Here is a 22,751-nt window from a genome sequence, read left to right as displayed (position 1 = left end):
CCGGGGCCCCGGATAATTCGCGTGCACCTCACGCCCACCGCCGTAACCTTGCCCCTCGACGGTTCACGAGCGAAAAGCGGAGCGGGAAACACGATGAGCACGCAGCACACCTACCGAGTGATCGTGCGCGGCACCTGGGACGGCCTGACGGAGGATGCACGCGCCCGACTCCTGTCCGAGGTGGACGAGCACGGCCTGAGCGCGATGCAGTTCACCGAGGAGGGCTCGCTGACGTACGACCGCGTGCTCAAGCACTTCAGCTTCCGGTTCGTGATCGTGTCGGACGCCGAGGACGGCGAGGAGATGGCATCCGCGATCGCCGAGGACCGGGCCGAGACCTTGTTGCGGGAGCAGGGTTACGGTCATGGCGAACTGCGCTCCACGGCGACGGACATGGACACCATGAAGATCAATTACAAGCGGCGGTGAGCGGCCGGGCGGCCGCAGCGCGCCTCGCCGAACGGCGGCCCCCCTCAGCTGAGGTCCAGCTCCGGCTCGTACATGTCCAGCCACATCGCGAGGTCCAGGGTGCGTTCGAGCCCGCGTCGGGACGCCGAGGTGATCCCGGGCGCGTCGTGTTCGGCCACCCTGCGCAGCCGGTCGCGGTCGATGAGGTCGAAGACCCGGTGGCCGGGGCGCGCGAGCAAGGTGCGGGCGTGCTCCTGGAGGGCTACGGCGTACTTCGGGTCCTGGGTCGACGGATAGGGGCTCTTGGTCCGCTCGTACACGGAACGGGGCAAAAGATCGGCGGTGGCCTCGCGCAGCAGGCTCTTCTCCCTGCCGTCGAAGGACTTCAGGGCCCAGGGGGTGTTGTAGACGTACTCGACGAGCCGGTGGTCGCAGAACGGCACCCGGACCTCCAGACCGACGGCCATGCTTGCGCGGTCCTTGCGGTCGAGCAGGACGCGTACGAACCGGGTCAGGTGGAGGTGGCAGATCCTGCGCATGCGGTACTCGAAGTCGCTCTCGCCGGTGAGCCGCTCGATGCCGGCGACGGCGGAGTCGTAGCTCTCGCGGATGTGCTTCTCCAGGCCGAGGGCCTGGTTCACGTCGTCGCGGAGCATGCCCGCGTCCTCACCGAAGTGCTCGGTGAACCGGACCAGCCAGGGGAAGGTGTCGGCGCTTCGGGCCTCCTCGTCGAAGAACTGGAGGTAGCCGCCGAAGACCTCGTCGGCGGACTCGCCGGACAGGGCGACCGTCGAGTGTTCGCGGATGGCGCGGAAGAGCAGGTAGAGCGAGGCGTCCATGTCGCCGAGGCCCATGGGGATGTCCCGGGCCCTGATCATCCGGGCCCGTACATCGGGGTCCGCGAGGGCGTCCGGGTCGAGCACGATGTCGCGGTGGATGGTCCCCGCCCGCTCGGCCACGGCGTGCACGAACGGCGTGTCGGGGGTGGTGCGCAGTTCGTCGGCGACGAAGTTCTCGGTGCGTCCGACGAAGTCGACCGCGAAGGTGCGGACCTTCTCGCCGGTCCGGGCGAGTTGCCGGGCGGCGAGCGAGGTGACCGCGGAGGAGTCGAGGCCACCGGAGAGCAGGATGCACCGGGGTACGTCGGAGATCAGCTGGCGGCGCACGATGTCATCGAGCAGTGACCGTACGGTGGCGATCGAGGTGTCCCGGTCGTCGGGGTGCGGACGGGTCTCCAGCCGCCAGTAGACGTGCCGGCGCAGGCCGTCGCGGTCGACGGTGAGCACCGTGCCGGGCTCCACCTCGTACATGCCGTCCCAGACGGCGTGGCCGGGGTTCTTGACGAGGCTGAAGAGCTCCCGGAGCCCGTCCAGGGTCACCCGGGGCCGGGACAGCGGGTTGGCGAGGACGGCCTTGGGTTCCGAGCCGAAAAGCACTCCATCGGGCGTCGGCCAGTAGTAGAAGGGCTTGACGCCCATCCGGTCACGGATCATGACGAGCTTGTCGTGGCGGCTGTCCCAGAGGGCGAAGGCGTACATGCCGTTGAGCCGTTCGGCGACGGACTCGCCCCACTCCAGATAGCCGTGCAGCACGACCTCGGTGTCCGAGTCGGTGAGGAAGCGGTGCCCGCGGGCGGTCAGTTCGGTGCGGAGTTCGGTGAAGTTGTACGCCTCACCGGAGTAGACGAGGGCGACCTCGCCCTCCGGGGTGGAGACGGTCATGGGCTGGCGTCCGCCGGGCAGGTCGATGATCGCGAGCCGGCGGTGTCCGAGCCCCGCGTGCTCGACGATCCAGGTCCCCCGGTCGTCCGGGCCACGGCAGGCCATGGTCTCCGTCATCGCGTCCAGCGTCGCGGTCTCCGAGGCGGCTCGCAGATCGCGGTCGAAGGAGACCCAGCCGACGATGCCACACATACGCGTCCTCCCGATTCGGTCCCGGCCGGGAAGCGGTCGTACGCACGGTGCCGTCGCTCGGGCGGCGCGCCGAAGGCGAATGCCCGGCAGAACCAGTTGTATTTAGCAGCTATGTATCGAGCCTGTGCCTGCCACTGCGCACGGTCAACACGGTCGTCACCTCACCGGGGGCAGACTCCCGGTACTTTCGGCCGCCACTTTTCCTTTCTTATACGGAGTACAGAGCTCCGCATCCCGTACCGAGAGGGCGCACGCGCCGCGGCAGGAACCCGAATCGGCCATGGGTAAAAACTTGCCCGATCCGGCTCGGCCGGTGGGGTGCACCCGGCAGCTCAGCGCATGGGCCGATACGCCGGATCGGGCAGCTGCGCCTGCCATTCGTCCTTCGAGAGGCCTCCCCAGCCGCAACGGCGTTGAGGAGCGGAAACTGAATTGATCGGCACCGCCTGCGGGGGCTGCCCACCAACACGGCGGACGATCGACTGAGCGAGAGACCCACTCAGGACGGAGCACGTCATCTCTGTCATCCAGCACCCCGCACCCGCCGTCGATTCGCGAACGGAACATCTCCAGCCGTCACCCCCGTCGCGGAGCTCCCTGCGCCGGGTGGTCCCGTGGACCCCCGGTCTCGTGGCCCTGCTCGTCGGGTTCTGGGGAATCCGTCGCCAGGGCACCCTGTGGGGAGACGAGGCGGTCACCTATGCGGTGGCACACCGGAGCCTGCCGCAGATATGGCACACCCTGGGCCACGTCGACGTCGTGCACGGCCTGTACTACCTGATCATGCGCGGTGTGTTCGGCCTCTGGGACGGCGGGCTCGTGGCACTGCGGCTGCCCTCGGTACTGGCGGTCGCCGCGGCTGCGGTCGGCATCGTACGGCTCGGACAGCGGCTCGGTGGGACATGGACCGGGCTGCTGGCGGGCCTCGTCCTCCCGCTGCTCCCGCCGGTGCAGCGGTACGCGCAGGAGGGCCGGTCCTACGCGCTGATCTGTGCGCTGATCACATGGGCCAGTTGCCTCCTCGTCAGCAACCTCTCCCGGCCGGAGGGACGGGACGGGACACGGGAGCGGCTGCGGGGATGGGTGACGTACGGCGCGGTGATGCTGACGGCCTGTCTGCTCCACGAGTTCGCCGTGCTGATACTTCTGGCCCACGGTGTGACCGTGTTCGGGGCGCACTCGGCGCGGCCCATGAGACGGGCGTGGAGCATCACGGCGGGCGGGGTTCTCGCCGGGCTCCTCCCGCTCGCCGTCTTCAGCACCACGCAGTCGGCGCAGGTGGACTGGATCGGTCCGCCGGACGCCGGGGAGGTGCTGGCTTTCGTCGTGACCGCCCTGCTGGGCATCGCCCTCGCCGGTTTCACCGGCCGTTCGCGCGGACCGGTCACCCTGCCCGCGCTCGCCCTCCCGCTGCTGATCCTGCCCACCACGCTGCTCATGCTGACGAGCCCGCTGCATCCGTTGTACGTGGACCGATACGTCCTGGCCTCCTCGATCGCCTTCGCGCTCCTGGCGGGCGCGGCGCTCGACCGGCTCCGGTTACGGCTGTCGGCACGCGATGCGGGAACCATGCGACGTATGACGTGTGCTGTGGCGCTGGTCGCGGTGCTCGCCACCCTCGTACCCGTGAGCACCGCGCTGCGGAAGCCGGGGAGCCGCGAGAACGACGCGGTCGCGATTGCCCGGGCGGTCCAGGACATCTGCGAGCCCGGGGACGGGCTGCTGTTCATGCCGTCACGCAGACGCGTGTGGACGCTGGCCCGGCCGGACTCCTTCGTGGCGCTGTCCGACCTCGCCCTGGAGCGGACCCCCGTGGAGTCCAACACGTTGTTCGGCCGGGAGTTGCCACCGCAGCGTATCCGCGAGCGCATCCTGACCAGGGCGCGCGTCATCGCCGTGCGCGATCTGGAGGGCCAGCCCCTGGACGCGAACGCGCGCGAGGCGGTCAAACGCGCCACCCTCGACGCGTACTTCGAGGAATGCGCGAGCAGGACGGTCACGCAGGCGCGCATCACCGTGTACGCCAGGCCCGGCCACTGCTGAAACCGAGTCGGAGATCGAGCGGGCCGGCCCGCTCGATCTCCGACTCACGTTACTGACTCAGCATCTCGACCGTGATCGCCCACCGCTCGTGGTCGCGCCAGGCTCCGTCGATGAAGAGGAAGTCCGGCGAGAACCCTTCGAGACGGAATCCGGCCCGCCGGACGAGGGCGATCGAACCCTCGTTGGCGGGCTGGATGTTGGCTTCGAGCCGGTGCAGGCCGAGCGGCCCGAAGGCGTACCGCAGGACCAGTGCCAGCCCTTCGCTCATCAGGCCCCGCCCCACCGCATGGGCGAAGGCCCCGTATCCGAGCGCGCCGCAGCGGAACCCGCCGTGGACGATGTTGTTGATGTTGATGAACCCTGCGATCGCACCGCCGACGCCGTCCTCACCGGCCCTGTCCTTGCCGGCTTCCCGTTTCCGTTCCCGTTCCGGTTCGCAGACCAGGAAGCCGGCCTTGGTGGGGTCGTCGATCAGCCGTCCCGCGTAGGCGGCGTACGCGCGGGCGTCCTCCGGCGGGAAGAGCCAGGGGCGGTGTACGTCCCGGCTCTCCCTCGCGCGGGTGGTGAACTCTTCGGCATCCGCCGGGGTGTAGGCGCGGATCGCCACGCGGCGCCCCTCGGCCAGATAGTCGAATTCAGACATCCGGCCAGCTTAGGGGGTGCGGTCGGCCCTCGTGCGCGCCTCACTTCCTCCGGTCGCCGACCACCGGCAACTCCAGCACATCGCGATTCGGCCCCCCGTTCAGACCAGCGCCGGCCCGTCGATGGTGAGCGTGGCGGGGTGGCCGTCGGCCGGCGCGTCCAGCACTGCGGGCACGCCGAGCGGAATCGTCAGCGCCGTCGGTCCGTGCCCGAAGCCCAGCTCCTCGACGACGGGTACGCCCAGTGTGCCGAGCCGGTCGGCGAGGACCGCCCGCACGTTCTCGTACGGGCCGCAGCCGACCCAGGAACCGCAGGCCACCCCGGATATCCCGTCGAGCGCACCGGACCTCAGCAGTTGGGTGAGGATGCGGTCGATGCTGTACGGGTCCTCGGTGGTGTCCTCGATCACGAGCAGCCCGCCCCGGGCCGACGTCCGGGCACGCGGCGTGCCCAGGTCGGCGGCGAGCAGGCTCACGCAGCCGCCGTAGGTGATGCCGCGGGCCCTGCCCGGTACCAGCACCCGGGCCGTGGGCAGGCCGAGGGTCCGTACCGTCTCTGGTTCGAACAGGGTGGCTCGCAGGGATTCCTGGGTGTCCGGGTCCTTGAGGAAGGTTTCGGCGCCGGCCATCGGACCGTGCAGGGTGGCGAGCCCCATGCGCCGGGCGAACGCCTCGTGGAGCACGGTGATGTCGCTGTAGCCGATGAACACCTTGGGACCGGCCGCGCGCATCGCCGCCCAGTCGACCAGGTCGACCATGCGGTGCGCGCCGTACCCGCCACGGGCGCAGATCACCGCGTCGACGGACGGATCGCACCAGGCCTCCTGGAGATCCCGGGCGCGCGCTTCGTCCGTACCGCCGAGGTAATCCAACTCCGGGTGGACATCGCGCACATGAGGAGCCTCGACGGGTTCCAGGCCCCAGCCTCGCAGTACGTCGAGGCCCGCCTCCAGACGATCCGCGGGCACCGGCCCGCTCGGTGCCACGACGGCGACCCTGGCACCGGGACGCAGCCGGGCCGGTCGGGTCAGGGGTGCGAGGGTCATTTCTTCAGCTCCAGCCGCGGTACGTCGGGGCAGTCGATGCCGAACGTCTGCCCGTACAGGGAGAGTTCGGCCTCCAGGGCGCGGATCATCGTGTCGGCGCGCCGGAACCCGTGCCCCTCCCCCTCGAAGGTGAGGTACGCGTGCGGAATGCCGCGCCCTTCGACCTCGGCCAGGAACCGCTCGCACTGAACGGGCGGGCAGATCGGGTCGTCCAGTCCCTGGAGCAGGAGGAAGGGGGTGGTCAGCCGGTCGGTGCGGTTGATCGGCGACCGTTCGCGGTAGCGGCCCGGAACGTCGGCGAGCGGGCCCACGAGGGACTCCAGGTACTGCGACTCGAAGTCATGGGTCTCGTCGGTGCCCCAGCCGGTCAGGTCGAGGATCGGGTAGATGATCGTGCCGCAGGCATAGACATCGGTGCCGGTGAGTGAGGCCGCGGTGGTCCAGCCGCCGGCGCTGCCGCCCCGGATGGCGAGCCGCCGCCGGTCGGCCGTGCCTTCGGCGGCCAGCGCCTGGGCGACGGCCACGCAGTCCTCGACGTCGACGACGCCCCACTGTTCGCGCAGCCGGTTGCGGTAGCTCCTGCCGTAGCCGGTGGAGCCGCCGTAGTTCACTTCGGCGACGCCGATGCCGCGCGAGGTGAAGTAGGCGATCTCCAGGTCGAGTACGAGTGCGGCATGCCCGGTGGGGCCGCCGTGCGCCCAGACCACGTAGGGCGGCAGTTCATCGTCGAGGCCGGCCCGGCCGGGGTTGCGGGGCGGGTAGATGTGGGCGTGGATCTCCCGGCCGTCGGGTCCGGTGAAGGTGCGGTCCTCGGGCCGCGGGTAGTACGCGGGGTCGACGGCGTCCTCGTGCGGTGTGCCGATGATCCGGGTGCGGCCGGTCGCGGTGTCCAGCTCGACGACCTCGTAGGCGCTGTACGGGCTCGCGGCGATGCCGTAGACCCGGCTGCCGTGCACGGCGAGCGACTCGGCCCATTCGGTCCAGGGTCCGGCGACGTCGACGAGGTCGCCGGTCTGCGGATCGAGGATGCCTAGCGTGGTGGTGCCCTTGCCGTGGATGGCGGCGATCAGGCCGTTCTCCAGCGGCCGGAACCAGCTGAGGCCGATCTTCCACAGCGGTCCGGCGAACTCCTGCTCCCGGGGGCAGAGGGCGACCGCGCCGCGGTGCGGGTCGGCGCGGTAGAGGTTCCACCAGCCGCCGCGGTCACTGGCGAAGAGAAGCTGCCCGTCGGCGCCCCATTCGATCTGCGGCACCGATTCCTCGGGGCCGCCGCCGAAGCTCCAGTTGTGCTGGAACGTACCGTCTTCGGCGACGTCGGCGAGCATCACCTCGGTGCCGTCCCACGGCATGCGCGGATGGTCCCAGGCGAGCCAGGCCACCCGCCGCCCGTCGGGCGAGAGCCTCGGCCCGGTGACGAACCGGTGGCTGTCGTCGGTGAGTTCACGTACCGCGGAGCGGTCCTCGGCGGCCGAGCCGTCCAAGGGTACGGCGGCGATCACCCGGCGCAGCTCGGTGGGCTGCTCGCCGGTGAAATCCTCCAGGACGCACCACACTTCGCCCCGGTCGCCCCGGTCGAGGTGGAGCTGCGGGTCGACCCACCGCAGCCCGCCGCCGACGGACGAGACCGGGGTGAGCGGCCGGGGCTCGCCGGGCTCGTCGGGGGCGTAGGCGTACAGCCGCTGGTCGGCGAAGTCGACGAAGACGATCAGCGGTCCCTCCGCGGCGCGTTCGGCCCCGGCCCAGGGCTGTCCGCCGTATTCGATGACTCGGCTCCGTACGTTCCACGGAGCGGGCAGGACGCTGTCACTGGTCCCGTCCGCGCGGCGGCGGATCAGGGCGCGGCGCCCCGCCTCGGCGGGGCGCGGCTCCGTCCACCACACCTCGTCGCCGACCACGCCGACGTACTCCGGACGGCCGTCGTGCGAGGCGGCCAGCCGCGCGTCGATCGGCGAAGGCCACGTCCCGTAGGGCCCTGTGGACACCATGTTCGATTCCCCCCGTTCCGGGTCAGGCCGTGCGCAGATAGTGATCGAGGACGCGGACGCCGAAGTGCAGTGCCGCGACGGGGACGCGTTCGTCGACGCCGTGGAACAGCGCCTGGTAGTCGAAGCCGACGGGCAGCTTCAGCGGTGAGAAGCCGTAGCCGGTGATGCCGAGCCGGGAGAACTGCTTGGCGTCCGTGCCGCCCGACATGCAGTACGGCACGACGTGGCCGTCCGGGTCGAAGCGTTCGATCGCGGCGCGCAGCTTCGCGAAGGTCGGCGAGTCGACCGGGGCCTGCAGCGGGACCTCACGGTGGTGGAACTCCCAGTCGACATCGGGTCCGGTCAGCCGGTCCAGGGTGGCGTGGAACTCCTCCTCGCCGCCGGGGACCATCCGGCCGTCGATGAAGGCGGTGGCGTGGCCCGGGATGACGTTGACCTTGTACCCGGCCTCCAGCATGGTCGGGTTGGAGCTGTTACGGACGGTCGGCTCGACCAGGGCGGCGGCCGGTCCAAGCTTGCCGAGCAGTTCGTCCACGTCGAAGCCGGGGGCGTCGAGGTCGGGGCGGATGCCGTGCAGTGCGGCGATCTCGGTGAGTGCGGCGCGCACGGTCGGGGTGAGCCGGACCGGCCATTCGTACTCGCCGATCCGGGCGACGGCCGCGGCGAGTGCGCTGACCGCGTTGGCCTTGTTGACCTTGGAGCCGTGGCCCGCCTTGCCGTGTGCGGTGAGCTTCAGCCAGGCGGTGCCGCGCTCGCCCGCGGCGATCGGATAGAGCGGCATGTCGGGTCCGGCGTGGAAGGTGAAGGCGCCGGATTCGCTGATGCCCTCCGTGCACCCCTCGAAGAGTGCGGCGTGCTGGTCGGCGAGGAAGCCCGAGCCGTCCTCGGCGCTGGCCTCCTCGTCGGCGGTGTACGCGATCACGATGTCGCGGCGGGGCCGGACACCGGTCCGCGCCCAGGCGCGTACGACGGCCAGGACCATCGCGTCCATGTTCTTCATGTCGATGGCGCCGCGCCCCCAGACGACGCCGTCGCGGACCTCCCCGGAGAAGGGATGCACGGTCCAGTCGTCGGCCTCGGCCGGGACGACGTCGAGATGGCCGTGTACGAGCAGGGCGTCGGCGGACGGGTCGGTGCCCTCGATCCGGGCCACCACATTGGTGCGCCCCGGGGTGCGCTCCAGCAGGGCGGGTTCCAGTCCGGCGGCGGCCAGCCGCTCGGCGACGTACTCGGCGGCCGGGCGTTCCCGGCAGTCGCCGCCGCCGCGGTTGGTGGTGTCGATCCGGATCAGTTCGGAGGTGAACGTCACCGATTCGTCGAGCGCCCGCTCGTCGACGCTCTCGGCGCTCTCCTGGGGGTGGGTCGCCTCAGCCATACTGTTCCTCCACGGCGGACGACACGATCGTCGTCACCGCCTTGAACGTGCGGATACCTTCGTACATCGTCGCGCTGGTGTAGGCGACGCGCCGTTCGCCGCTGGGCGCCACGCCGGGGACGACGGTGGCCGCCGCGGCCAGGTGCTCGGCGTCGAACTCCAGCTCGATAGTGAAGGGGCCGCCCTCCACCGGGGTGTGGCGCACGGCGAGTGCGGTCGCTTCCTTGGCCGCCGCACGGATGTCCGCGGCGGTACGGGCCGGCGTACGGCACACCGCCGCGTACCGCGACACATGGTCCTTCACGGCGACCTTGCGGGCCTCGGGGGCATACCCGTCCGCGTCGACGCAGGTCAGGTCGTCGCCGGTGACGAGGACGACGGGTACGCCGTACTCGGCCACGACGTGCGCGTTGAGCAGCCCCTCGCTGGCCCGGGCGCCGTTGACCCAGACCCCGGTGATGGAGTTCGCCAGGTAGGTGTGGGCGAGGACCCCCTCCGTACCGGCGCCCGTGTGGTAGCCGACGAAGGCGATGGCGTCGACGTCGCCGTGCTGGATGCCCTCCACCATGGAGAGGGACTTGTGTCTCCCGGTGAGCATCTGCACCCGGTCGTCGAGCCGCTCCAGCAGGAGGTTGCGCATGGACCAGTGGGCCTCGTTGATGAGCACCTCGTCGGCGCCGCCGTCGTAGAAGCCGAGCGCTGCCGCGTTCACATCGGAGGTGAACAGGGCACGGCACCGCTCCCATTGAGGAGTGCCCGGCAGCACATCGGCCGGCCAGGTGACGCCGGTGGCGCCTTCCATGTCCGCACTGATCAGGATCTTCATGCGGGGTCACGCTACGCGCCGAGGAACCGCCAGGCCAGAGGCACATCAACGTTCAATGGTCCAGTCCTCCGAAGGGAGCGCCACCCACGCCCCGAACCTCGGCATTTCGGTTGAGGCGGGGCCAGTAGGTGGCCGTGAACGCGAAAGTGCCTTCTGAGCTGGGATGACGTCTCTGAGGGCATGGTGGACCAGGAGGAATCCGTAGATCTCCTGCTCGACGCCGTCTGGATACTGCGAGCGCAGGACCAGTTGGAATGCTTTTGAAGCCCTGAGAGTCGGCATCAGGGGTCGACCAGGTCCAACACCGTGACGAGTTCGCTTTCCAGTTCCTCGATACGCGGGCGGTCGTCTCCCAGGACGGCGTAGCGCCAGTGGGTGCCGGGTCCGGTGGGACGACCGGCGCTGCCTGTGTAGAGGACGACGCCTTCTCCGTGGGCGGGGTCGTAGGCCAGTCCGGTTGTGTGGAGGCGCTCTACGGCCTGGGAGAAGGTGTGAGGGGCGCGGGTCGTCCGTTTGGCGATGAGCCAGGCGGGTGTGGGTCGTTCGGCGGCGTGGCTGAGGCGGGTGACCATGGCCTGCGGTGTGGTGGTCGCCGTGCGCCGTACGTTGCTCTCGGTGGCGTACAGCGTTCCGTCGGCGCCCAGGAGCGCGTCGATGCCGTACGGCCCGGCGTACCCGTGGGCGGCGAGGTGCTGTCCCAAGACGAGCCCCCACCACTCCAGTTCCGCGATCGTGCCGGGCGGTACATCGCGAAGGGGTGAGCGGTAGCTGGTGAACGAACCGTCGCGGGTGAGTATTTCGCCGCTGAACACGACCCGCGGCCCGGCGGCCTCGACGGCGCACTGCACGCTGACTTCCTTCGTGTGGCGGACGCACCGCTCCACGACCCACAGCCCGGTCCCGTCCCGTTCCGCTCCCACGGCCGGGCCTTGACGGGAGACGAACCGCATACCGAGACCGCCCGCAGAGCGGTCCGCCTTGACCACCACCCGCCCGAACCGGGACACCATCCGCGCCACCGCATCGGGGAGTTCACCGCCCCCGCATACCCGGCCCTCCGGCATGCGGATACCCCGCGCTTGCGCGACGGCGCGGAACCCGGTCTTCGTGTTGAGCCGGTCCACTGCCCTCAGCACGCCGACACCGGGTCGGCCGGACGCGAAGGGAAAGACCTGGATACCGAGTTCGGCGGCGAGCGCGACCGACGCGCCGTCCAGCACGATGGGCAGCAGCCGCGTCCCCGGGTGCCGACGGGCGAGGCTCATGAGAGTCTCGCCGAGTCCGTGGTGCCGGATGGCCTCCGGCATCCCCGTTCCGGGAAGGTCCGGAACGACGACGACTTCTACGGTGTCGTGAGGCAGTCCGAGTAACAGCCCGGCGTAGCGCAGGAAATCTTCCGGGAGCGGGACGGGGCTGACCAGCACGTCACCCGGCCGGGCCAGCCAGATCTTCCGGGGCGCCTGCGCCGACCACTCTCTCACCGCCTCACTCGCGTCGAGGCTCGCCGGTACCGGGGAAGCGAAGTTCGCGAGAAGAACCAGCGGTGCGTCGTCATCATGCTCGGCAATCATGATCCAGCCCTTCCCGCTTCCCACCCTCCTCTACCGGGTTCCCCGACGGGCTGCCAGGAGAGGTCCGGCTGATCCGGTCATGATGAGTGCCTGCAGACACTTCGCCGAGTTCGAGCGCGACCTGATCGTCATGCGCACCAACGAGGGCCTGGCCGCCGCCCGCGCCCGCTCCGGCGGCCGCAAGCCCAAACTCACTCCCGCCGCCATCGGCCAGGCTCGGCTGATGTACGAGGCCAGGGACGCCGGCGGTAAGCGGCTGCACAGCGTCGCCGAGATCGCCGACGCCTTCAAGGTCACCCGCGGCACCATCTACCGCGCCCTGGAGAAGGCCGAACAGTCATCCGTCCCCGCGCAGCTGCCACCGCTACCCGACGGCTCCTTCATCACCGCCCCCGGACCCGCCCCCCGCCTCCAGGGCCTGGCCGGCCTCCTGGTCGCGGGCGCCGAGGACGGCGAGCGGTATCCCCACCCCGTAACCGTTCAACAGGTCCTGCTATCCTTTTCGGCCGTATCTCGGCCGGCCCCCACCGAGAGCCGGATCACATGTGTTTTGCCTCGCCGTCTGTTCGCGGCCGTCGGCTGTACATTCGAAGTACACGCGCCGATGGCTGTCTCCATGCCTGCTGCACCGCTGCACCGCTGCACCGCTGCACCGAGCCCAAAGCCCCAGATGACCAGGGCGGCTCCGCGAGCAGCGGCTCCAGACACCCGGCAGGTGGGCCTCCGCCGGATGGCGGGGGCGGCCCGGACATCTGCCGGATACCCGGCGATCAGCCCACTCTCAAACCTGGAAGGCATGACACAGTACTCAGACGTAGCAGCTCCTGTGGTAGACGCCCCGGCCCCCGTGCGCGACAGCGGAAAGGCACCGGCGGGTCGGCTGATCGGGCTGGATCTGGCCCGCGGACTCGCGGTATTCGGCATGTACGCGGCTCATGTGGGGCCCGACCCTGACCAGGGCGGTGTGATCGGCTTCCTGATGGAGCTGGCCCACGGCAGGTCCTCCGCTCTCTTCGCCTTCCTGGCGGGCTTCGCCGTTGTCCTCATCACCGGGCGCGTGACACCGAAGACAGGGCGGGCCGGGCGCCAGGCAGTGGCCAAGGTGGTGATCCGGGCCGTGATCCTTCTGGCCCTGGGCACCGCGCTGACCATGAGCGGCATCCCGGTCGACGTGATCCTCGCCTTCTACGGCCTGTACTTCCTGCTCGTACTGCCGCTGTACCGGCTCGGCGCCGGCCCCCTGGCGGCGATCGCCGTGGGAACGACCCTCGTCCTGCCTCAGGTGCTCTACGTCGTGCAGCAGGCGATCGGCGACAGTGGCGTCCGCTCGCCCGGTGAGCCCGACGGCATCGTCTCGCTGCTCTTCACCGGCAGCTACCCGGCCCTGGCCTGGATCCCGTTCGTGATCGCCGGCATGGCCGTGGCCCGCCTGGACCTGGCTGCCACCGCTGTCCGGACACGCCTGGCCCTCACGAGTGCCGCCCTCATGATCACCGGCTACGGAGGCTCCTGGCTGGCGCTGCACGTCGTTCCCGGCGCCGCCAACGCCATCGGCGCGGGTGGGGCGAGCGCGTGGTGGTCCGACATCGCGGGTTTTCCGTCCGGTGACACCCCCGCCTGGCTGCTGGCTGCCTCCCCGCACAGTGAGACCACCCTGTCGATCCTGGGCAACACCGGTGTGGCGATCATGGTCGTGACCGCGTGTCTGGCCGCGACGGACGCCCTCCCGCGGCTCCAGTCCCTGGCCCGGCCGGTCATCGCAGTCGGTTCCATGTCGCTGACCGCGTACGTCTTCCACCTCGTCGGCATCCGGTTCCTGGGCATCGAGGAACTACCTGGATCGCCCCTGTATGTCCTACTTGGATTCATCGCGGCCGCCATGGTGTTCGCGACCGTCTGGTCGCGCTTCCAGCAGCGCGGACCACTGGAATGGCTGATGACCAAGGCGACGGGCCTGGCCCGGCACATCCGCTGAGCGCAGAACCGGCCGGACCGTCACACCGAGTCCCCGACGGTCAACGCCCCTGACGCCGACCGCTGCGGTGCGCCACGCGCTGCGTGTCCACCTGGATGGTGCGAGACGGTAGTCGACCGGCGCCGGCTGCGCTGCCCGATCGCCTGGGCCCGCTCCGGCCCGGCGCGGGGAAGTGAAGCGTCGGCCGTAAAGCAGCGAGCGCAGCAGTTCCGCTGCTCCCGCTCTACGCCAGCGGCGTCGGGTACAGCGGCACGTCGACGAGTTCGAGATCAGGCCGTGTCCTCAGGAGCCGGACCGGATGCCGATACCGGCCTTGATCAACCGCCGTATCGGCTCGGATCTCGGCGATGACCACGGGATCCACGGTGGTGAAGGACAGGAGCTCCTTGCTGCCCCAGCCCGACGAGAAACGGCTGTCCGCCCTGCTTCTTGCCGGAGGCTCCGGGCCAGGGGTGTAGTACGGGCGATGAGCCGCGGGTTGCCCGTGGCGTCGTAGCGGCCAAGCAGCAGGGTGCTCGGGAATGTGAGAGCCCCGGTGACACCGCCGATGATCGCTTCGGCTGTCTCGTACGTTCTGACCTTCCACCACCCCCTCACCCCAGGCCGATATGGCTGACCTGCAGCTTTCACCACCACCTCTCCGACACCCACACGCCCCCAGGCAGAGTGCAGCCAGCTCTTTGCGGTGGTGCCCCGCTGATCGCGGGCGATCAGGAGCACGGCACCGCGCAGCTGGTCAGTACCCAGTCCGTGTCCCGCCGTCGCTGGCTGGCGACAAAGCTCGTCTGGTGCTATGCGGCCGTGGTCGTGTCCGGCGCGGTGCTCTCGGCGTTCTTCACCTGTGGTGGAAGCCCTACCGTTCGGTGTTGCCCAGCCTGTGGCCGGAGGGGCCGGTCTTCGACAACACCGGTCCTGTGCTCCCCGCGCTCTGCCTCTTCCTGACCGCCGCCGGCGTCACCATCGGCATGCTGCTGCGCCGTGTCCTCGCGTCCATGCTGGTCACGTTCGTCCTCGCCGCGATCGTCGAGGTCGTCTGGGGCGAGATGCGGGTACTTCTCGCGCCGTCACGCATGCTCGCGCGGAACGCGGTGTAGTCGCGTTCCGCGTGCGCGGCGTCGATGCCCTCGTCCCCGTCGTCGGGACCGGTGAAGACGTCACCGATCGGCTCACCCGCGAAACTCCGGCGGAACCACCAGCGTTCGATCTCCGCCATGTGCCGGACCAGGCCGAGGAGCGTGAGATTCGACGGTTCCGCGGCGGTGCGGGCCAGCTGTTCCGGGCGGAGTCCGGCGCACTTGGTGAGCAGCGTCTCCCGGTGCCATCGGAGCCACCCCTCCAGCATGGCCCGCTCGTCCGCCGTGCTCGGAACGTTCAACTGGTCGCCGTCGACCGTCGTGCGTTCGACGCGAGGTGCCGTCCATGTCATGACGGCCATTCTCGCACCGGGGGCCGACGCGGTGCCCGGCCCGGCGCCGGGCGGTGAGACCGCACCGTCCCGCCGAACGGTCAGTCCTCGTGCCCCAGTTGGAGGTCGCGTTCGGTCCGTCCGCCGCCCGCGACCTGAAGGACGGTGGCCACCGGCGGATACCCGGCCGCGATCACCGTGTACTCGCCGGTGGACAGGTCCACGAACCGGAATGCGCCGTCGGGCCCGGTGGTCAGGGTGTCGACCACATTGCCCGCCGCGTCCAGGAGCGTGACCCGGGCGTCCTCGACGGGCCGGCCGCCGCTCGCCCGTACGACGCCACGCAGCACCGCGCCGCCGGCGAGTTCGATGTCCTGCCGGGTCTCCCTGGCGGCCTGCACACTCACCGGCAAGGCGGCGGGCCGGAAGGCGGGGGCGCTGGCGGCCAAGGTGTACTCGCCGGCCACCAGCTCCGTGATCACATAGCCGCCTTCGCGGCCACTGCGGGTGGACGCGACCACTTCCCCGCGCACATCGGTGAGCGTGACAGCGGCATCGCGCACCGGGATGCCGTCGGCGGTGACGACGGTCCCGGCGAGACGCCCGGCACCGCCGAGCACCACATCGAGCTCGACGGGCCGTTCGCCCACGGTGACGCTGACGGCCTGCGGCTGGTGGCCGCCGGCCGCGGCGATGAGGACGTAACTGCCGGCGCCGGGCACGCTCAGCGCGTACCGCCCGTCGTCCCCGCTCGCACCCCGTCCGACCTGCTGTCCCTGGACGTCGATCAGGGTGAGGGCGGCGCGCGGGACCTTCGTACCGTCGGGGTGCTGGACGCTGCCGCACACGGGCACGCCCGACAGGTACACGGGCGGCGGAGCGGCGGCGGTGGTGCGGGCGGCGGGAATCTGTGCGGACTCGGCGGCGGTTTCGGGGCTGTCGTGGGACACCAGCGGTTTCTCCTTGAGGAAGAAGGCGAAGAACAGGCCGAGCGCGAGCACCGGCACGAGGTAGAGGAAGATCCGCGGCATCGCGTCGGCGTACGCCTGGATATAACTGTCGCGCAGCGCGGGCTCCATGGCATGGACCAGCTGCGGGGTGATCGACTCGGGGTCGGGGAGGTCGGCGCCGGACGGCAGACGGACCGCGAGCGCGTCCGCGAGGCGGCCGGCGAAGAGCGTCCCGAAGACGGCGGCGCCGACGCTGCCGCCGATCTGCCGGAAGTAGTTGTTGGCGCTGGTGGCGGCGCCGAGATCGGCGGGCTGTACGGAGTTCTGCACGGCGAGCACGAGTACCGGCATGATCAGGCCGATCCCGATGCCGAGCACGGCCTGCGCGATGCTGTATTCGAGGCGCGGCGTGCCGGTTTCGAGCCGGGAGAGCAGCCACATGCCGACCACCGAGACAGCGCCGCCGAGGATCGGATGGACGCGGTAGCGGCCGGTACGGGAGATCAGCTGGCCGGAGACGACTGACGCCACGACGATGCCTCCCATCATCGGCAGCATCAACAGCCCGGACTCGGTGGCCGTGGCGCCGTCGACCATCTGCAGGAACGTCGGCAGATAGCTGGCGGCGCCGAACAGCGCGACCCCGACGACGGCGCCGACGAGCGCGGTGACATTGAAGATCGAATCACGGAACAGCCGCAGCGGAATGATCGGTTCGGCTGCCCGGTGCTCGACGACGAGGAACAGCAGGGCCGTTCCGACGGCCCCGACGCCGAGCCCCAGGATGGTGCGCGATCCCCAGGCGTACTCCGTACCGCCCCAACTGGTCAGCAGCACCAGGCAGGTGGAGGCGGCCGCGAGGAGCAGTGCGCCGAGGATGTCGAGGCGGGGGCGGACCGTGGGCCGGGGGAGTTTCAGTACGACGGTGATGACGGCGAGGGTGATCAGGCCGAACGGGACGTTGATGTAGAAGCACCAGCGCCAGGAGGCATGGTCGGTGAAGAAGCCGCCGAGCAGTGGGCCGGCGACGGAGGCGAGGCCGAAGGCGGCACCGATGAGTCCCATGAACCGGCCGCGTTCCCGGGGCGGCACGACATCCGCGATGATCGCCTGGACACCGATCATGAGTCCGCCGCCGCCGATGCCCTGGACGGCGCGGAAGGCGATCAGCTCGTCCATGCTGCGGGACCAGCCGGCCAGTGCGGAGCCGATGACGAAGACGACGATCGCGAACTGGAAGACGCCCTTGCGGCCGAAGAGGTCGCCGAGCTTTCCGTAGATCGGCAGTCCGATGGTGGAGGCGAGGAGGTACGCGGTGACGGCCCAGGACATCTTCTCCAGGCCGTGCAGCTCACCGACGATCTTCGGCAGTGCGGTGGCGACGATCATCTGATCGAGTGCCGCGAGCAGCAGCGTCAGCATCAGTCCGAGGAAGACCAGCCGGATGTGGCGGGGGCTGGTCTCCGGCACGGGGGACGGAGCGGCGGCGGCCTCCTTCGCGGCGGGGAGCGGCGATGGCAGCGGCAGCGTGGCCGCCGCCTCGTCGGCCCCCGTGCCGCTCGGCTCGTCCTCCAACAGAGTGATCCCACCCACCACGTGCCGCTCCCCTCGTCGCGTCTGCGCCGCCCATTTCTCGCATCGGGCGACAAGGAAGGGCAAACGCGACGGGGGGCGCTGACGGCGCACTCGAGGGGCTTAGCCCCCGGTGAGAGCCACTACGGCGCACAACCGACGGGGCGAGAAGACCACCCGAACCGGTGAGGCCGGTCAAGAGAGCGTGGAGCTACTTCTCGACCTCGGCGGCGAGGTTCTGCAGCAACTCGTCGTAGATCCGGCCAAGTCCCTTGGGGGCAAAGGTCTTCTCGAAGAATCCGCCGATGCCGCCGGCACCGTTCCAGACGGTCGACACGACCGTCTTCGACTTCCCCTCACCGGCCGGGGTGACGGTCCAGGTGGTGACCATGGAGGAGTTGCGGTCCTTCTCCACGAGCTGGCCGTCGGTGGGCTCGGTGACCTCCAGCAGGCAGTCGCGCACCCGCTTGCTGGTGGCCTGGAGCTTCCAGTGGACGAGGGTCCCCTCGCCGTCACCGCCCTCGCGCACCTCGTACTCGCTGAAGTGGCCGGTCAGCACCTTGCTCCGGGTCTCCGCGTAATCGGCCAGCGCGTCGAACACCGTCTCCGCGTCCGCCGCGATGACTCGCTCTGTCGTGGCCTCGACCTGCGCCATGGCTGTTCCTCCAGCACTCGGTTGTTCGGGGGTGTGCTGAGCCAATCACCTCCGGCACGCCGCTCAAAATCCGGGCCCGGACGAAGGGGAGAAAACGATCAAGGGAACAAGTGTTCTATTCTCTGCCCCAGTGCTACCGAGGAGGCGTCCATGCGCTGGGACAATCTGGTCGACAACTCCGCCACGACCGGGAACAGCGCGCTCTTCACCGCTGACGCGGTGACCACGCGCACCATTGACACACCCGAATTCCGGGGGATCACCTTCCATGAGATCCGGGCCCGCTCGATCGTGAACCGGGTTCCCGGCGCGTCGCGGATGCCGTTCGAATGGACGGTCAATCCGTACCGGGGCTGTACGCATGCCTGTGTCTACTGCTTTGCCCGCAAGACCCACAGCTATCTGGATCTCGACACCGGCACCGGCTTCGACTCGCAGATCGTCGTCAAGATCAACGCCCCGGAACTGCTGCGCAGCCATCTCTCGTCCCGCCGCTGGCACGGCGCGCACATCGCGATGGGGACCAATGTCGACTGCTACCAGCGCGCGGAAGGCCGCTACCGGCTGATGCCCGGCATCATCTCGGCCCTGCGCGATCACGCGAACCCGTTCTCGATCCTGACCAAGGGGACACTGATCCTGCGCGATCTGGAGCTGCTGCGCCAGGCCGCCGAGGTCACCGATGTCGGCATCTCCGTCTCGGTCGGCTTCGTCGACGAGGGACTGTGGCGCACCGTGGAGCCCGGCACCCCCTCCCCCGAGCGCCGCCTGGATGCCGTCCGCGCCCTGAGCGAGCACGGCATCGACTGCGGCGTACTGATGGCACCCGTCATCCCGTTCCTCGGTGACCATCCGGACCAGTTGCGCGCCACGGTGCGGGCGATCGCCGCCGCCGGGGCGACCTCGGTGACGCCGCTCGTGCTCCATCTGCGCCCCGGCGCCCGTGAGTGGTACATGCGGTGGCTCGGGCAGCACCACCCCTATCTGGTGCGGCGGTACGAGCGGCTCTACGCCGAGGGCGCCTATGCGCCCAAGTGGTACCAGCGGCGCATCACACGGTACGTCCACGAGCTGGCGACCGAGTTCGGCATCGGCCCCTCCCACCACGGCTCGACCCGCGGGCTGCCCCTGCGCCAGGAGCGGCGGTCACCGCTCGACGGCCCCGAGCCGACCCAACTGACCCTGCTCTGACAGTGCGGATGCGACGTATCCGAGTCGGGGCCCACCGCACCCTACAGGGCAAACGGGTCAACTCTCACCGGAACAGGTCCTTTCCGGGGTGAATGCGGGGAGCATGCGGCGGGGGCTGCACCCCACGCAGCCGCGTTTCCCCCACCACGGGAGGCCATATGACGAAACGTCCAGGAATTCTGTTCGCCGTCGGTGCGACGGTCGCCGGTCTCGTGACCGCCGCTCCGTCCCCGGCGACCGCCGACACCGGCACACCGCGCGCCGCGGCCCAGCTCAGCTGGACCGACTGCGGCACCAAGTCGTACCCCACGCTGCAGTGCTCATCGGTCAGTACACCGCTCGATCATGACGATCCGTCGGGTCGGCGGATCACCCTCGCACTGTCCCGGATCCCGCACACCTCGAAGACCTTCCAGGGCCCCCTGTTCGTCAACCCGGGCGGCCCCGGGGGCAGCGGCCTCTCGATGGCCGGGTTCGTCGCGTCTTCGCTGCCGACGCGGGTTGCCGCGCAGTACGACGTGATCGGCTTCGACCCGCGCGGCGTCGGGAAGAGCGAGCCGGCGATGGACTGCGTACCGAAGTACTTCGCTCCGCTGCGTCCCGACTCGTTGCCGGGCTCGCCCGCCGTGGAGGAGGCCAACCGGAACCGGGCCCGCTCGTTCGCGGAGGCATGCGGGGAGAAGTATCCGGATCTGCTGCCCCACATGGATACGGTCAGCGCCGCCAAGGACCTCGACGTGATCCGGCAGGCGACCGGTTCCCGGCAGCTCAACTACTTCGGGTACTCCTACGGGACCTACCTCGGCGCGGTGTACGCCAAGCTGTTCCCGCAGCGGGTGCGGCGGCTGGTGCTCGACTCGAACGTCGACCCGGAGGGCGTCTGGTACGACGACAACATCGGCCAGAACTACGCGTTCGACGCCCGCCACAAGGCGTTCGCCGCCTGGGTGGCGAAGCACGACAGCACGTACGGGCTCGGCAGTGACCCCGCGGTGGTCGAGCGTGCCTGGTACGCGATGCGTGACGCCGTCGAGGCGCACCCCGCGGGTGGCATGGTCGGGACGAGCGAGGTCGAGGACACCTTCCTGCCGGGCGGCTACTACAACGGTTACTGGCCCTACCTGGCCGATGCGTTCGCCGGCTACGTGAACGACCACGACCAGGACGCGCTCGTGAAGGCGTACCAGAAGTTCGGCGCGGTCGACGCGAAGGGCGACAACGGGTACTCGGTCTACTCGGCCGTGCAGTGCCGCGACGCCCAGTGGCCCCACAAGTGGAGCACCTGGCGCGACGACAGCTGGAACGTACAGGCCAAAGCACCCTTCTTCACCTGGAACAACACCTGGTACAACGCCCCGTGCGCCGACTGGCCGGTGGAGCCGCTGAACCCCGTACAGGTCTCCAACAGCAGCCTGCCGCCGGTGCTGCTGTTCCAGGCCACCGAGGACGCGGCCACGCCGTACCAGGGCGGTGTCACATTGCACCGCAAGCTGCGCGGCTCCAGCCTGGTGGTCGAGCAGGGCGGCGGAAACCACGGCATCACGCTGAGCGGCAATGACTGCCTGGACACCTACCTGGCGGACTATCTCGCCAAGGGCACCGTCCCACGCGGCAGCGGCAGCCGCGTCGACGCGGACGCGGTCTGCGCCAAGTCCCCCGACCCGAGTCCGCTGACCGGCAAGGCGGCGGCGAGGTCGGCGCCGGGAACGGAATCGGGCAGCAGGGGCAACATCCTGCACGGCCTGCTCGGTTTCCGCGGCTGACGGCCGTCGAACCAGGGCCGGACAAACCGGTACGGGCCATCCTGGCGCATGAGCCAGGATGGCCCGTATGGCGATATGGACGACGTCGCCCAGCGTGCCCGACGTGCGCGTGCGGGACATGACCGTCGACGACTGCGAGGCGGTCGCGAAGGTCCGGGTGCGCGGCTGGCAGGCCGCGTACGCCGGGCTGATGCCGCAGTCGCATCTGGACGCCATGGACATCGCCGAGGGCGCGCAACGGCGCCGCGGATTCTTCGCCGAGGGCAGCACGGTGGTGAATGTGGTGGCCGAGCGGCCGGGCCTCGGGGTGATCGGCTGGGCCTGCTACGGCCCGTACCGCGAGAACGGCGGACGGACGGCGCGGGGCGAGCTGTACGCGATCCATGTGGCGCCCGAGCAGATCTGGACCGGGGCCGGCCGCGCCCTGATGACCGAGATACTCACCCGCGCCGCCGCGGACGGCTTCCCGGACCTGGTGCTGTGGGTCCTGAAGGACAACGCCCCGGCCCGCCGCTTCTACGAGCACGCCGGTTTCCTCCCCGACGGGACCGAGGAGCCCTTCGATGTGGACGGCGTCCTCGTGCCCGAGCTGCGCTACCTACGCACCCTCAGGCGCCCTGCCCCCGCAGCCGGCTGAGCGCGTCCCGCGCCGCGTCGCCCAGTCGCGGGCGCGGCACCGCCGCCTCCAGGAGCGGGCGGGCCCGCTCGTCCCCGAGCTGCCCGAGCCCCTCCACGCAGGCGAGCGCCACCCGCCAGTGCGGATCGCCGGGGGCCAGCAGCCGCTCCAGGGTGCTCATCAGCGCCGGTACGGACTCCGGGGCCCGCAGCTCGGTGAGGAGCCGTACCGGATGCAGGGCGTACGCGGTGCGCAGGGTGTTGGTCGCCAGGGCGGCGGCTGCCCGCGGGGTGCGGGGGTCGCCGAGGCGCGCCAGGGCGTGGGCGGCGCAGACGCAGCGCTCGGGGTCACGGTGGTTGAGCAGCAGGACCAGCGCCTCGAAGGCCCGTCGGTCACCGGCGCAGCCGAGCCGGAACGCGGCGATCTCCCTTGCCCAGAGCGGGCGTTCGCGTTCCACGAGGACGCGGGCCAGTTCCTCGTCGTCGTCGGTGGCGAGCAGTCTGCGGTACGCCGCCGACTCCCCCGCCTCGTCAGCCAGCCGGTCCGTCAGCGACCGGAACTCCTCGTCCATGACCGTCAGCGTATCGACGGGGACTCTGCGTATCGAGGGCCGGGCGAATGCGATCTGGCACGGGCCGACACGCCATGACACGGGGCGAATGTGACATGGCCCACGGCAACTCGGGGCTGGCGCGCTCGTTACCCACCGGTTAAGCTCATGTGAGCGGGACATCTTCCCCGCCGGCTCCGGTGGCCTGGTGACGCAGCCATCCGGAGTGCTTGTCGGTTCGGCAGCTTTGCGAGACGTGACTCCGG

At 70.2% G+C, this 22,751-nt stretch carries 18 protein-coding genes and 1 pseudogene; 7 read left to right on the top strand and 12 right to left on the bottom strand.

From position 1 onward, the window contains the following. Positions 1 to 93: 93 nt before the first annotated feature. Complete coding sequence (locus ACZ7L9_RS19115) at positions 94 to 429, top strand: DUF6204 family protein (protein WP_471416317.1); 336 nt, start codon at positions 94 to 96, stop codon at positions 427 to 429. 44 nt (positions 430 to 473) lie between these two features. Here the strand turns inward: ACZ7L9_RS19115 and asnB are convergent, their stop codons facing one another. Next, a complete protein-coding gene (gene asnB / locus ACZ7L9_RS19110; RefSeq protein ID WP_471416316.1) occupies positions 474 to 2,321 on the bottom strand; it encodes an asparagine synthase (glutamine-hydrolyzing) in 1,848 nt (615 codons plus the stop codon). A 630-nt stretch (positions 2,322 to 2,951) separates the two neighbouring features. Here asnB and ACZ7L9_RS19105 point away from each other — a divergent pair. Next, positions 2,952 to 4,364, top strand: a complete 1,413-nt coding sequence (locus tag ACZ7L9_RS19105) for a glycosyltransferase family 39 protein (RefSeq protein WP_471416315.1) — start codon at positions 2,952 to 2,954, stop codon at positions 4,362 to 4,364. Positions 4,365 to 4,413: 49 nt separating this feature from the next. Here the strand turns inward: ACZ7L9_RS19105 and ACZ7L9_RS19100 are convergent, their stop codons facing one another. The 6 genes from ACZ7L9_RS19100 to ACZ7L9_RS19075 form a co-directional block, all read right to left on the bottom strand. Beyond that, on the bottom strand, positions 4,414 to 5,007 hold the full coding sequence (locus tag ACZ7L9_RS19100) for a GNAT family N-acetyltransferase (RefSeq protein WP_471416314.1): 594 nt from the start codon (positions 5,005 to 5,007) through the stop codon (positions 4,414 to 4,416). A 99-nt stretch (positions 5,008 to 5,106) separates the two neighbouring features. Further along, the gene (locus ACZ7L9_RS19095) at positions 5,107 to 6,051 is read right to left on the bottom strand and encodes a S66 peptidase family protein (RefSeq protein WP_471416313.1); all 945 of its coding nucleotides are present in this window, start codon (positions 6,049 to 6,051) and stop codon (positions 5,107 to 5,109) included. Further along, positions 6,048 to 8,036, bottom strand: a complete 1,989-nt coding sequence (locus ACZ7L9_RS19090) for a dipeptidyl-peptidase 5 (protein ID WP_471416312.1) — start codon at positions 8,034 to 8,036, stop codon at positions 6,048 to 6,050. Before ACZ7L9_RS19090 ends, ACZ7L9_RS19095 begins: the two co-directional genes overlap by 4 nt. A gap of 22 nt (positions 8,037 to 8,058) precedes the next feature. Next, positions 8,059 to 9,411, bottom strand: a complete 1,353-nt coding sequence (locus tag ACZ7L9_RS19085; protein WP_471416311.1) for a M20/M25/M40 family metallo-hydrolase — start codon at positions 9,409 to 9,411, stop codon at positions 8,059 to 8,061. Further along, the gene (locus ACZ7L9_RS19080; RefSeq protein ID WP_471416310.1) at positions 9,404 to 10,237 is read right to left on the bottom strand and encodes a M55 family metallopeptidase; all 834 of its coding nucleotides are present in this window, start codon (positions 10,235 to 10,237) and stop codon (positions 9,404 to 9,406) included. Before ACZ7L9_RS19080 ends, ACZ7L9_RS19085 begins: the two co-directional genes overlap by 8 nt. Before the next feature lie 281 nt (positions 10,238 to 10,518). Further along, a complete protein-coding gene (locus tag ACZ7L9_RS19075; protein WP_471416309.1) occupies positions 10,519 to 11,808 on the bottom strand; it encodes a preATP grasp domain-containing protein in 1,290 nt (429 codons plus the stop codon). Here ACZ7L9_RS19075 and ACZ7L9_RS19070 point away from each other — a divergent pair. Together ACZ7L9_RS19070 and ACZ7L9_RS19065 are read left to right on the top strand one after the other, a co-directional pair. Next, positions 11,807 to 12,124, top strand: a pseudogene (locus ACZ7L9_RS19070) (helix-turn-helix domain-containing protein); the annotation flags it as partial. The gene ACZ7L9_RS19075 and the pseudogene ACZ7L9_RS19070 overlap by 2 nt on opposite strands. A gap of 480 nt (positions 12,125 to 12,604) precedes the next feature. Continuing rightward, entirely contained in the window at positions 12,605 to 13,783 is a 1,179-nt protein-coding gene (locus ACZ7L9_RS19065) for a DUF418 domain-containing protein (RefSeq protein WP_471416532.1), read from the top strand. A 223-nt stretch (positions 13,784 to 14,006) separates the two neighbouring features. Here the strand turns inward: ACZ7L9_RS19065 and ACZ7L9_RS19060 are convergent, their stop codons facing one another. The 4 genes from ACZ7L9_RS19060 to ACZ7L9_RS19045 form a co-directional block, all read right to left on the bottom strand. Further along, positions 14,007 to 14,138: a hypothetical protein gene (locus tag ACZ7L9_RS19060; protein WP_471416308.1), complete on the bottom strand. Its 132-nt coding sequence runs from the start codon at positions 14,136 to 14,138 to the stop codon at positions 14,007 to 14,009. Between the two features lie 498 nt (positions 14,139 to 14,636). Continuing rightward, positions 14,637 to 15,209 carry a mycothiol transferase gene (locus ACZ7L9_RS19055; protein ID WP_471416307.1) on the bottom strand — a complete coding sequence of 191 codons (573 nt, stop codon included), beginning with the start codon at positions 15,207 to 15,209 and terminating at the stop codon, positions 14,637 to 14,639. Positions 15,210 to 15,289: 80 nt separating this feature from the next. After that, positions 15,290 to 17,734 (bottom strand): MFS transporter, encoded by a 2,445-nt coding sequence (locus ACZ7L9_RS19050; protein WP_471416306.1) that lies wholly within the window; start codon positions 17,732 to 17,734, stop codon positions 15,290 to 15,292. Between the two features lie 187 nt (positions 17,735 to 17,921). Then, positions 17,922 to 18,365 carry an SRPBCC family protein gene (locus ACZ7L9_RS19045; RefSeq protein ID WP_471416305.1) on the bottom strand — a complete coding sequence of 148 codons (444 nt, stop codon included), beginning with the start codon at positions 18,363 to 18,365 and terminating at the stop codon, positions 17,922 to 17,924. Positions 18,366 to 18,515: 150 nt separating this feature from the next. Between ACZ7L9_RS19045 and ACZ7L9_RS19040 the strand changes: the two genes are divergently transcribed. From ACZ7L9_RS19040 to ACZ7L9_RS19030, 3 genes are all read left to right on the top strand, one after another. Then, positions 18,516 to 19,556, top strand: coding sequence for an Rv2578c family radical SAM protein (locus ACZ7L9_RS19040; protein ID WP_471416304.1), 1,041 nt, complete (start codon positions 18,516 to 18,518; stop codon positions 19,554 to 19,556). A gap of 158 nt (positions 19,557 to 19,714) precedes the next feature. Next, the gene (locus ACZ7L9_RS19035; protein ID WP_471416303.1) at positions 19,715 to 21,319 is read left to right on the top strand and encodes an alpha/beta hydrolase; all 1,605 of its coding nucleotides are present in this window, start codon (positions 19,715 to 19,717) and stop codon (positions 21,317 to 21,319) included. A gap of 67 nt (positions 21,320 to 21,386) precedes the next feature. After that, positions 21,387 to 21,956, top strand: coding sequence for a GNAT family N-acetyltransferase (locus ACZ7L9_RS19030; RefSeq protein WP_471416302.1), 570 nt, complete (start codon positions 21,387 to 21,389; stop codon positions 21,954 to 21,956). Here ACZ7L9_RS19030 and ACZ7L9_RS19025 read toward each other — a convergent pair. Beyond that, positions 21,928 to 22,506 carry an adenylosuccinate lyase gene (locus tag ACZ7L9_RS19025; RefSeq protein WP_471416301.1) on the bottom strand — a complete coding sequence of 193 codons (579 nt, stop codon included), beginning with the start codon at positions 22,504 to 22,506 and terminating at the stop codon, positions 21,928 to 21,930. The two genes, ACZ7L9_RS19030 and ACZ7L9_RS19025, sit on opposite strands and share 29 nt — an antisense overlap. Positions 22,507 to 22,751: the final 245 nt, after the last annotated feature.

Source organism: Streptomyces sp. NPDC111516, from assembly GCF_055635345.1.
Note: the sequence above shows the minus strand (reverse complement) of the source record. Positions and strands in the feature narration are given on the sequence as shown.

Coding starts and splice junctions, on each gene's coding strand:
- ACZ7L9_RS19115 (WP_471416317.1), top strand. CDS start 94: ATGAGCACGCAGCACACCTACCGAGTGATCGTGCGCGGCACCTGGGAC.
- asnB (WP_471416316.1), bottom strand. CDS start 2,321: ATGTGTGGCATCGTCGGCTGGGTCTCCTTCGACCGCGATCTGCGAGCC.
- ACZ7L9_RS19100 (WP_471416314.1), bottom strand. CDS start 5,007: ATGTCTGAATTCGACTATCTGGCCGAGGGGCGCCGCGTGGCGATCCGC.
- ACZ7L9_RS19095 (WP_471416313.1), bottom strand. CDS start 6,051: ATGACCCTCGCACCCCTGACCCGACCGGCCCGGCTGCGTCCCGGTGCC.
- ACZ7L9_RS19090 (WP_471416312.1), bottom strand. CDS start 8,036: ATGGTGTCCACAGGGCCCTACGGGACGTGGCCTTCGCCGATCGACGCG.
- ACZ7L9_RS19085 (WP_471416311.1), bottom strand. CDS start 9,411: ATGGCTGAGGCGACCCACCCCCAGGAGAGCGCCGAGAGCGTCGACGAG.
- ACZ7L9_RS19080 (WP_471416310.1), bottom strand. CDS start 10,237: ATGAAGATCCTGATCAGTGCGGACATGGAAGGCGCCACCGGCGTCACC.
- ACZ7L9_RS19075 (WP_471416309.1), bottom strand. CDS start 11,808: ATGATTGCCGAGCATGATGACGACGCACCGCTGGTTCTTCTCGCGAAC.
- ACZ7L9_RS19065 (WP_471416532.1), top strand. CDS start 12,605: ATGACACAGTACTCAGACGTAGCAGCTCCTGTGGTAGACGCCCCGGCC.
- ACZ7L9_RS19055 (WP_471416307.1), bottom strand. CDS start 15,209: ATGACATGGACGGCACCTCGCGTCGAACGCACGACGGTCGACGGCGAC.
- ACZ7L9_RS19045 (WP_471416305.1), bottom strand. CDS start 18,365: ATGGCGCAGGTCGAGGCCACGACAGAGCGAGTCATCGCGGCGGACGCG.
- ACZ7L9_RS19040 (WP_471416304.1), top strand. CDS start 18,516: ATGCGCTGGGACAATCTGGTCGACAACTCCGCCACGACCGGGAACAGC.
- ACZ7L9_RS19035 (WP_471416303.1), top strand. CDS start 19,715: ATGACGAAACGTCCAGGAATTCTGTTCGCCGTCGGTGCGACGGTCGCC.
- ACZ7L9_RS19030 (WP_471416302.1), top strand. CDS start 21,387: ATGGCGATATGGACGACGTCGCCCAGCGTGCCCGACGTGCGCGTGCGG.
- ACZ7L9_RS19025 (WP_471416301.1), bottom strand. CDS start 22,506: ATGGACGAGGAGTTCCGGTCGCTGACGGACCGGCTGGCTGACGAGGCG.